Genomic DNA, 10353 nt, shown 5'->3' with positions numbered 1-10353 from the left:
ACTCCACAAGCACCCACACGATTTGCTTGATTCAGTTGTTAAAGAGCGGTTGGTTAAGATCTTTCGTCTCAACCGAGGCGCGCATTCTACAGCAACCTCATTTGCTGTCAAGTGGTTATTTTCAGAAGTTTTCAAGGATTTCCTTAACAACTTCAACCACTTGCGCTTTCGATCTCTCGTCAGCGGGAGGCGAATTCTACAGCGTTACACGCTGCTGTCAACACCTCTTTTTCAACTTCCTTCTGGCTTCGATGAACTGAAGCAACCTGCTGCCGAAAAGTGCGTAACTCGTTGTTTACCAAGGAGTTTTCCGTTTCGACTGCGCCGGAAGTGGGGCGAATTATAGACATCTGAAATCTGCCGTCAAGCATTGATTTGGGTTTTCTATGAATTAAGGACTAGATGCGAGATTCACTCCTGCGCTCTATATAAAAGAGGACTCGCCAACAGAGAGAGGGACGGATGCCTGACGACGGTCAGCCCAGGAGGAGAGCCAGAAGCATTAAAAGAAGTGGTGTCCCAGGGCAGGTTCGAACTGCCAACCTTCCCCTTAGGAGGGGGATGCTCTATCCAATTGAGCTACTGAGACACAAGTGCCCGCGAGGATACGCGTGGCGATGGACGGCGAGCATGGTAACGACCACGCCCGCCTTTGTCATGTCGTCCTTTTGCTTTTTAAGTGTAGGCATATGCCATCTATATAGCATGAAGCATCCTAACAGGGACTCGCCCCGCCTCTGGCAGCACCACAGCACATCAAGAAGACAGCATCTAGCGGAGCTCTAAAGAGTACCGAGCAGCACCAAATTGCTGACGGCAAATCCCCCCGCACCGTCAAAAATCAACCTGCCACCCATCCTAAACAGCCTTCAACAGCCCCTACCCTCTAGCAAATCGGCCATTTGCCACTATCCTGTAAAGGTAAGGAACAGTGATCGAATTCGGCGGCTCTGCCCACACGTGCCTGGACACCCACGCTCAGGCAGAAGACGCGATCAGCGATACGGACCGGGCAACTTTCCAACCAGTCCGCATTTCTGACAATTGGTGCTGGCAGAACGCCTTTATCCAGTTCAATATTTGTCACAGAATTGACGCCAATGATCTGGCTGCTTTGAGGCATGATGCGGGCCTCTATCAATTCAGGTTGAACATTTGGCTGCATCGCTTGTCCTAACTGACATCCTGCGGCCTATCCCGAGAACCGCTCCCCTGAACTAACCGGTTAAATATATGCGCCCATTGAAACAGGCAATTTATTCCAGCCGTACGGCTGACAAGTTCGTCGTACGTCTGCCAGACGGAATGCGTGAACGCATTGCCGAGGTGGCTCGCAATCATCATCGCAGCATGAACTCCGAAATCATCGCACGCCTTGAGCAGAGCCTGATTCAGGAAGGTGCACTGGGCGAAGAATTGAGCATGCGCCTGGACAGCCCAGAGCTTTCTTTGCACGAACGTGAACTATTGCAGCGCTTCCGCCAGCTCTCCCACCGCCAGCAAAACGCTCTCGTTTCGCTGATTGCTCATGACGCCGAAATGGCCGCAGACGCCTCCTGAGTAATCCAGAAAATCCAAGCCAGCTTAATCGCTGGCTTTTTTTTGCCTGAAATTCAGGTAAAAAAAACCCGCCAGTTGGCGGGCTTGAAAGCAGAAAAACTAGAGCAGGAAAATCGTCGCCAACCCAAGGAAAATGAAGAAGCCACCACTGTCGGTCATGGCGGTAATCATTACGCTGGCCCCCATCGCCGGGTCGCGCCCCAGTCGCGCCAGCGTCATCGGAATCAAAACCCCCATTAACGCGGCAAGCAGCAGGTTAAGCGTCATGGCGGCCGTCATCACCACCCCCAAAGACCAACTGCCATAAAGCAGATAAGCGACAACGCCAATGACCCCACCCCAGACCACGCCATTGATCAGTGCAACCGCCAGCTCCTTGCGCATCAGCCGCGAAGTATTGCCGGTACTCACCTGGTCCAACGCCATGGCGCGAACAATCATGGTGATGGTCTGATTCCCAGAATTACCACCAATGCCCGCCACAATCGGCATCAATGCCGCCAGTGCTACCAACTTCTCGATGGAACCCTCGAACAGGCCGATCACTCGGGATGCAACGAAAGCGGTGATCAAGTTAACTGCCAGCCAGGCCCAACGGTTACGCAGGGACTTCCAGACTGACGCAAAAATATCTTCTTCTTCACGCAGACCCGCCATGTTGAGAACTTCGCTTTCGCTCTCTTCACGAATCAGGTCGACCATCTCGTCGATGGTCAGTCGGCCAATCAGCTTGCCGTTCTTGTCTACGACGGGCGCTGAAATCAAGTCATAACGCTCAAACGCCTGGGCAGCATCGTAAGCATCCTCATCCGGGTGAAAGCTTACCGGATCACTCGCCATGACCTCGGAAACCTGCTTGTCCGGATCGTTGACCAGCAAACGCTTGATCGGCAAAACGCCCTTGAGGACACCGTCGTAATCAACAACAAACAGCTTGTCGGTGTGGCCTGGCAGTTCTTTGAGCCGACGCAGGTAACGCAGCACCACTTCGAGACTGACGTCCTCACGGATCGTCACCATCTCGAAGTCCATCAGTGCGCCGACCTGCTCCTCATCATAGGAAAGGGCGGAACGCACACGCTCGCGCTGCTGGTTGTCCAGGGTCTCCATCAGCTCATGGACGACGTCTCGTGGCAACTCGGAAGCCAGGTCAGCAAGTTCGTCGGCGTCCATGTCCTTGGCCGCAGCCAGGAGCTCATGATCGTCCATGTCGGCGATCAGGGTTTCACGTACCGAATCAGATACTTCGAGAAGAATGTCGCCGTCGCGATCTGCTTTAACCAGTTGCCAAAGCGTCAGACGATCGTCCAGCGGCAGAGCTTCAAGGATGTAGGCAACGTCGGCGGAGTGCAGGTCATCGAGTTTGCGTTGCAACTCGACGAGATTCTGCCGGTGAACCAGATTTTCGACCCGATCGTGATTCGGGCCTTCCTGGCGGTGAGTCAGGTCTTCAACCACTCGCTGACGCTGCAACAGCTCAACAACTTGAGCGAGGCGGTCCTGCAAGCTTTCTTGTGTTTTCTTTACTTCAACTTCAGACATAGGCGAACTCCACTCCCAGCAGCGGGGCGCGCCGGAAGGATCAATCAGTCAATTCATGATTGGAAAAACGGGGTGTTAAGTAACTACTGGGTAAGTCCATGGAAGTATTCCAAAAGCCCCGGCGGGGCTGACGGGCGCAATGATACACCGCTTGACGGTTTGAAATGTTAAAAAATCGCGGCTGAAACAAGCGCTTGCAAGACAATCTTGAGCACTCTCCTAATCCTTCAAACTAGACGACGCATCCTGAAAAGAAAACACACTCCTCGAGCAAAAGGTGACGTCTACGCTGAAAAGAAATCGTCATGGAGGACGCTTGATGCCAGCTTACCTGCGCTATTTCTTATTGATCACTCTGCTCTGCCGATCGCCCTGGGCAATTGCCACCACCATTCATAGGTGCGAAGCAACCAACGGGCACATTACTTTCACCACCCATAGCTGCTCTCCCGACGAAAGCCGCTCGATACAGGATGTTCGCACGTACACACCGAACAATGACCCCATCACCCTCATGCCGGGGCCTGAGACCCGCCAGATCCCGGACAGGAATATCAAAAGAAGTGAACCTACCATTGTCGGCAAGAGCGAAGACGGATGCGGAAATCTGATCAGCGCCCGAGAGCGACGCGAAGCAATCATCAATCAACGGGTGGTCGCCGGCATGAGCCAGCAGGATGTCGAAAGCGCGCTAGGCAAGCCAGACAAGATCAGTATTCGCAATTCGAGTACAAGCTATCGCTATGAAACCAAGCGAGGCCGTAGCGCGCATATCGAATTCGATGAAAGAGGATGTACGAAAGGAAAAGCCAAATCCCAGACGGCAAAAAGCCCGCATTAAATGCGGGCTTTCTGTTGTATGGTGCACTCGACAGGATTCGAACCTGTGACCGCTCGGTTCGTAGCCGAGTACTCTATCCAGCTGAGCTACGAGTGCATTTGTGTTTTTATACCAGATCACAACTGGTTGAAGCCAAGCTATTCACATTACTGCAAACAACTCTTAAATGGTGCACTCGACAGGATTCGAACCTGTGACCGCTCGGTTCGTAGCCGAGTACTCTATCCAGCTGAGCTACGAGTGCATTTGTTGCCGCGCATTATAGGCCGTTGAATCTGTTTGTAAAGCGCTTTTTTCTAGTAATTTCAACAACTTACCGAAGAAGCCAGATTACAACGTACTACGCAAATAATGGCGGAGAACGGGGGATTCGAACCCCCGACACCCTTTTGAGGTGTACTCCCTTAGCAGGGGAGCGCCTTCGGCCACTCGGCCAGCTCTCCGCAACACGGGGCGTATCTTAACCAACCTTTTCCCCGTTTGCAAACATAAAAAACGATAAAAATTAATGGCTTGGTTCTTCGTCCTTCTCTTTCTTGATGCGCAGGTAGATTTCCTCACGGTGTACCGCTACCTCTTTAGGGGCGTTCACACCAATACGCACTTGATTTCCTTTGACGCCGAGCACGGTCACGGTGATTTCGCCATCACCAATAATCAGGCTTTCTGCGCACCGACGAGTCAGAATCAACATACCTTTCTCCTCACGCCTTACATTTCAGGGACAACAGTCTGCAAAAAAACAGGCACTCGACCTACAACCCAAATCGGTTGCGACCTACATGCCTGAGTATTGACTAGCACGAGCAAAAGAACAGTCTCGGGGCCACGCCATTCAAAAAAACAAAAGGCGCGGTCAGACCGCGCCTTTTGGCAAACGCATCACTCGCCCTGGCGGGCCGGTGCGTCCAGTTCGAAAGCCGTGTGCAGAGCGCGCACAGCCAGTTCCAGGTATTTCTCTTCGATCACTACGGAGACTTTGATTTCCGAAGTCGAGATCATCTGGATGTTGATGCTTTCTTTGGCCAGCGCCTCGAACATCCGGCTGGCGACGCCCGCGTGGGAGCGCATGCCAACGCCGACGATCGACACCTTGGCGATCTTGGTGTCGCCGATGACTTCACGGGCACCGATCTCGGCAGCGGTCTTTTCCAGCACGGCTTGCGCCGCCTGGTAGTCGTTGCGGTGTACGGTGAAGGTGAAGTCGGTGGTGTTATCGTGCGCAACGTTCTGCACGATCATGTCCACTTCGATGTTCGCGGCACTGATCGGACCGAGAATCTTGAATGCAACGCCCGGGGTGTCTGGCACGCCACGGATGGTCAGCTTGGCTTCATCGCGGTTGAAAGCGATGCCGGAAATGATCGGCTGTTCCATGGTTTCCTCTTCATCAATAGTAATGAGGGTGCCCGGACCCTCCTTGAAGCTGTGCAGTACGCGCAGCGGAACGTTGTACTTGCCGGCGAATTCCACCGCCCGGATCTGCAGCACCTTGGAACCGAGGCTGGCCATTTCCAGCATCTCTTCAAAGGTGATCTTGTCCAGACGCTGGGCCACGGACACAACGCGCGGATCGGTTGTGTAGACGCCATCCACGTCGGTGTAGATCTGGCATTCGTCAGCCTTCAGGGCCGCCGCCAGCGCCACGCCGGTGGTATCGGAACCACCACGACCGAGCGTGGTGATATTGCCGTGCTCGTCGACGCCCTGGAAACCAGCGACAACCACCACACGACCGGCCTTCAGGTCACCGCGAATCTTCTGGTCATCAATCTGCAAGATACGCGCTTTATTGTGCGCACTGTCCGTCAGGATCCGAACCTGGTTACCGGTGTAGGACACCGCCGGCACACCGCGCTTGATCAACGCCATGGCCAACAGGGCAATCGTCACCTGCTCACCGGTGGAAACGATCACATCCAGCTCACGGGGAACCGGCTGATCTTCGCCACTGATTTGCTTGGCCAGATCGATCAGACGGTTGGTTTCGCCGCTCATTGCAGACAGCACAACCACCAGGTCATCGCCGGCTTCGCGGAATTTCTTAACCTTGTCGGCGACCTGCTCGATTCTCTCGACAGTGCCGACCGAGGTGCCTCCAAATTTCTGTACGATCAAAGCCATTTCAAAGCCGCCTCTGCCCGTGAAGGGCGCCCAAATAATCACTCAAACAGCGTTCCGGCCCGCCACTAGACTGCGGGCCGGAGGCGCTGCCTTATAAACCCTGCTCAACAAACGGAACGGTCAGCGCCAGTGCTGCGTCCAGAGCGCCGGCGTCTGTGCCGCCGCCTTGCGCCATGTCCGGACGACCACCGCCCTTCCCGCCCACTGCCGCAGCGGCTTGCTTCATCAAATCACCGGCTTTGAGTTGGCCAGTCAGGTCTTTGGTTACGCCTGCAACCAGAACGACCTTTTCCTCATGGACACTGCCGAGCAGGATCACTGCGCGGCCGAGTTTGTTTTTCAGCTGATCGACCAGCGCCAGCAGCGCCTTGCCGTCCTGACCGTCGAGACGCACGGAAAGTACCTTCACGCCTTTGACATCCAGAGCGGACGCCGACAGATCATCGCCCGCCGCGCTGGCTGCCTTGGCCTGCAACTGCTCGAGTTGCTTCTCCAGCAGACGGTTGCGCTCCAGCACAGCCGACAGCTTGTCGATCAGGTTGTCGCGGCTGCCCTTGACCAGGTTGGCCGCTTCCTTGAGTTGTTCTTCCGCCGCGTTCAAGTAAGCCAGTGCCGCAGCGCCGGTAACCGCCTCGATACGACGCACACCCGACGCCACACCGCCTTCGCTGATGATCTTCAGCAGGCCGATGTCGCCGGTGCGGTTGGCGTGGATACCGCCACACAGTTCGACGGAGAAGTCGCCACCCATGCTCAGCACGCGCACGTTGTCGCCGTACTTCTCGCCGAACAGCGCCATGGCGCCCTTCTGCTTGGCGGTTTCGATGTCGGTTTCTTCGGTTTCAACGGCGGAGTTCTTGCGGATCTCGGCGTTGACGATATCTTCCAGCGCTTTGAGCTGTTCAGGCTTGATCGCTTCGAAGTGGCTGAAGTCGAAACGCAGGCGCTGGCTATCGACCAACGAACCTTTCTGCTGAACGTGCTCGCCCAGTACCTGACGCAATGCTGCGTGCAGCAAGTGGGTGGCCGAATGGTTCAACGAAGTCGCGTGACGCACCTCGGCATCCACGTGGGTTTCCACTGGAGCGCCGATGGTCAGGCTGCCGGAATCCAGAACGCCGTGGTGCAGGAACGCACCGCCGGTCTTGGTGGTGTCACGTACGTCGAAACGCGCATTACCCGCCTGGAGATAGCCGCAATCGCCGATCTGGCCGCCGGATTCAGCGTAGAACGGCGTCTGGTTGAGAACAATCACCGCCTCTTCGCCTTCATTCAAGACGTCGACCGACTGGCCATCTTTATAGATAGCGACGATTTTCGCCGAACCACTGGTGTCTGCGTAACCGGTGAACTCGGTGGCCACATCAACCTTGACCAGCGTGTTGTAGTCCAGGCCGAACGAGCTGGCCGAACGCGCGCGAACACGCTGGGCTTCCATCTCACGCTCGAAACCGGCTTCGTCGACGGTCAGGTTGCGCTCGCGCGCGATGTCGGCGGTGAGGTCCATCGGGAAACCGTAGGTGTCGTAGAGTTTGAACACCACGTCGCCTGGCACCACGGTGCCTTTGAGCTCCAGCAAATCCTGCTCGAGAATCTTCAGGCCGTGCTCCAGTGTCTTGGAGAACTGCTCTTCTTCGGCCTTGAGCACGCGTTCGATGTTGCTCTGCTGCTTCTTCAATTCCGGGAAGGCTTCGCCCATCTCGGCGACCAGTGCCGCGACGATCTTGTAGAAGAAGCTACCGGTGGCGCCCAGCTTGTTACCGTGACGGCAGGCGCGACGGATGATCCGGCGCAGTACGTAACCGCGACCTTCGTTGGACGGCAGCACGCCGTCCGCGATCAGGAAACCGCACGAGCGGATGTGGTCGGAAACCACTTTCAGCGAAGACTGATCGCCATTTTCGCAGCCGATCGCCTCGGCCGAGGCACTCAGCAGATTCTTGAACAGGTCGATTTCGTAGTTGGAGTTGACGTGCTGCATCACCGCACTGATCCGTTCCAGGCCCATGCCGGTGTCGACCGACGGCGCTGGCAGCGGATGCAACACGCCATCGGCGGTGCGGTTGAACTGCATGAACACGTTGTTCCAGATCTCGATATAACGGTCGCCGTCTTCTTCCGGCGAGCCCGGTGGGCCGCCCCAGATGTGGTCGCCGTGATCGTAGAAAATCTCGGTGCATGGGCCGCAAGGACCGGTATCGCCCATGGTCCAGAAGTTGTCGGAGGCGTATGGCGCGCCCTTGTTGTCGCCGATGCGAATCATGCGCTCGACCGGCACACCGATCTCTTTGGTCCAGATGTCATACGCTTCGTCGTCGGAGGCATAGACGGTGACCCAGAGTTTTTCCTTTGGCAGTTTCAGAACGCCAGTCAGGAAGGTCCAGGCGAAGGTAATCGCATCGTGCTTGAAATAGTCACCGAAACTGAAGTTACCCAGCATCTCGAAGAAGGTGTGGTGACGAGCGGTATAACCGACGTTTTCCAGGTCGCTGTTCTTGCCACCGGCACGCACGCATTTCTGGCTGCTGGTCGCGCGGGTGTACGCACGTTTTTCCTGGCCCAGGAAGCAGTCCTTGAACTGGTTCATCCCCGCGTTAGTGAACAGCAGGGTTGGGTCGTTGCCCGGAATCAAAGAGCTGGAGGCTACACGGGTGTGGCCTTGCTCTTCGAAGAAGCGAAGGAAGGCTTCACGGATTTCTGCGCTTTTCATTAGGTTCTTCCACGGAGGCTGCGGCCAAAGGCCTGTTCGAAACGTCAACAGACGAAGCGACGGCAAAGGGCCGCATTATATCGGCCCTGCGCGCGGGGTACAGCGTGTTTATACGATAGAAACAGTCAATTGGAGCGCTAACGCTATCACTTGCGCGAAAAGTCGACGAATGTCGCGACGACCTGCTCGATTTGCCCCCGGCTGACGTCCATGTGCGTGACCATGCGCAGACGAGCGGCGGCACTGAGTTTGATACCTCGCTCAGCAGCGAAGGCCTTGATCGCCTCGGCCTTGTCACCCATAGAGACGTACACCATGTTGGTCTGAACCGGCTCGACTTCATAACCCGCCGCGCGCAAACCTTCGGCCAGCAGTTGCGCATTAGCGTGGTCGTCAGCCAGCCGTTGAACGTTATTGTCCAGTGCGTACAGGCCCGCCGCCGCCAGAATCCCGGCCTGGCGCATGCCGCCGCCAACCATTTTGCGCAGACGCCGCGCTTTGCCGATCAACTCGGCCGAGCCGCACAGCACCGAACCGACCGGCGCGCCCAACCCCTTGGAAAGGCAGACGGAGACGGAATCGAAATGCTGGGTGATTTCCCGGGCATCAACCCCGAGCTTGACCGCTGCGTTGTACAGCCGCGCGCCGTCCAGGTGAAGTTGCAGCCCGTGTTCACGGGTAAAACTGCGCGCCCGGGCCAGGTACTCCAGAGGCAGGACTTTGCCCTGCATGGTGTTTTCCAGCGCCAGAAGGCGGGTGCGGGCAAAGTGGAAATCGTCCGGTTTGATCGCGGCGGCGACCTGCGCCAGGTCCAGCGAGCCATCGGCCTGCACTTCCAGTGGCTGCGGCTGGATCGAGCCCAGCACGGCCGCGCCGCCACCTTCGTACTTATAGGTATGCGCCTGCTGGCCGACGATGTATTCGTCGCCGCGTTCGCAATGGGCCATCAAACCCAACAGATTGCTCATGGTGCCGGTCGGCACAAACAGCGCTGCGGCAAAACCGAGTCGGTTGGCCAGCTCCGCTTCCAGATGATTGACCGTCGGATCTTCACCATAAACGTCATCCCCCGTGGCGGCGGTGGCCATCGCGTCGAGCATGCCGGCGGTAGGTTGGGTGACGGTGTCGCTGCGAAGATCGATAACGCTCATGAATCTGGCCTCGGTAAGCAGGGGGAATCCCTTTCAGAAAGAATTACTGCGGTCAGGCCGATGAATATTCAACCCTTGCGCAAGGATAATGCCCATTAATACAGCGAAATACTCGATCACAATCATCTGAAAGCATCAATGCGCTTGTAGGAAATATGTGTTAAAAACGCTGCGCCGCCAGACTTTCTGGTGGCAAAAACGTTCTCAGGGCGGGGTGCAACTCCCCACCGGCGGTAATTGCGCGCAATGCGCATAGCCCGCGAGCGCTTGGCGACAACACGCTTCGGCGGTGATTGGCGGCAAGGTCAGCAGACCCGGTGTGATCCCGGGGCCGACGGTCATAGTCCGGATGAAGAGAGAACGGGATTGGCGCCAAAGGACTGTCCGCAGGCATTCGTGCCGGCGTGCATACCCTTAAATCCCAT

The 10353-nt window shown here is 56.4% G+C and carries 8 protein-coding genes, 4 tRNA genes and 1 riboswitch; of the genes, 3 read left to right on the top strand and 9 right to left on the bottom strand.

Going from position 1 to position 10353, the window contains the following annotated elements; translation table 11 throughout:
• Positions 1–346 (top strand): hypothetical protein (locus M5G20_RS20995; RefSeq protein WP_273920643.1); only part of this gene is annotated, 346 nt, incomplete at its 5' end.
• A 166-nt stretch (positions 347–512) separates the two neighbouring features.
• Here the strand turns inward: M5G20_RS20995 and M5G20_RS20990 are convergent.
• Positions 513–589 (bottom strand) — tRNA-Arg (locus M5G20_RS20990).
• Positions 590–1233: 644 nt separating this feature from the next.
• On the opposite strand from M5G20_RS20990, the gene M5G20_RS20985 reads away from it, so the two are divergent.
• On the top strand, positions 1234–1560 hold the full coding sequence (locus M5G20_RS20985) for an Arc family DNA-binding protein (protein ID WP_003178899.1): 327 nt from the start codon (positions 1234–1236) through the stop codon (positions 1558–1560).
• A gap of 99 nt (positions 1561–1659) precedes the next feature.
• Here M5G20_RS20985 and mgtE read toward each other — a convergent pair whose 3' ends face one another.
• The gene (mgtE, locus tag M5G20_RS20980) at positions 1660–3102 is read right to left on the bottom strand and encodes a magnesium transporter (protein WP_150733604.1); all 1443 of its coding nucleotides are present in this window, start codon (positions 3100–3102) and stop codon (positions 1660–1662) included.
• A gap of 319 nt (positions 3103–3421) precedes the next feature.
• Between mgtE and M5G20_RS20975 the strand changes: the two genes are divergently transcribed.
• Positions 3422–3943, top strand: a complete 522-nt coding sequence (locus tag M5G20_RS20975) for a cell envelope protein SmpA (RefSeq protein ID WP_273920642.1) — start codon at positions 3422–3424, stop codon at positions 3941–3943.
• 19 nt (positions 3944–3962) lie between these two features.
• Here M5G20_RS20975 and M5G20_RS20970 read toward each other — a convergent pair.
• The 7 genes from M5G20_RS20970 to ltaE all read right to left on the bottom strand — a co-directional run bounded on the left by M5G20_RS20970 (position 3963) and on the right by ltaE (position 9928).
• A tRNA-Arg gene (locus M5G20_RS20970) sits at positions 3963–4039 on the bottom strand.
• Between the two features lie 71 nt (positions 4040–4110).
• Positions 4111–4187, bottom strand: a tRNA-Arg gene (locus M5G20_RS20965).
• A 108-nt stretch (positions 4188–4295) separates the two neighbouring features.
• Positions 4296–4386: transfer RNA gene (locus M5G20_RS20960), tRNA-Ser, on the bottom strand.
• Positions 4387–4448: 62 nt separating this feature from the next.
• A complete protein-coding gene (gene csrA / locus M5G20_RS20955; protein WP_002554426.1) occupies positions 4449–4637 on the bottom strand; it encodes a carbon storage regulator CsrA in 189 nt (62 codons plus the stop codon).
• Between the two features lie 188 nt (positions 4638–4825).
• Entirely contained in the window at positions 4826–6067 is a 1242-nt protein-coding gene (locus M5G20_RS20950; protein ID WP_273920640.1) for an aspartate kinase, read from the bottom strand.
• Positions 6068–6158: 91 nt separating this feature from the next.
• Positions 6159–8777 (bottom strand): alanine--tRNA ligase, encoded by a 2619-nt coding sequence (gene alaS / locus M5G20_RS20945; protein ID WP_273920639.1) that lies wholly within the window; start codon positions 8775–8777, stop codon positions 6159–6161.
• Between the two features lie 146 nt (positions 8778–8923).
• Positions 8924–9928: a low-specificity L-threonine aldolase gene (gene ltaE, locus M5G20_RS20940; RefSeq protein WP_273920637.1), complete on the bottom strand. Its 1005-nt coding sequence runs from the start codon at positions 9926–9928 to the stop codon at positions 8924–8926.
• Between the two features lie 196 nt (positions 9929–10124).
• Positions 10125–10294, top strand: a riboswitch (FMN riboswitch).
• Positions 10295–10353: the final 59 nt, after the last annotated feature.

This window comes from Pseudomonas sp. TNT2022 ID1044 (genome assembly GCF_028656895.1).
Taxonomy (GTDB): Bacteria; Pseudomonadota; Gammaproteobacteria; order Pseudomonadales; family Pseudomonadaceae; genus Aquipseudomonas; species Aquipseudomonas reinekei.
This window is presented reverse-complemented; position numbering and strand designations above follow the sequence as displayed.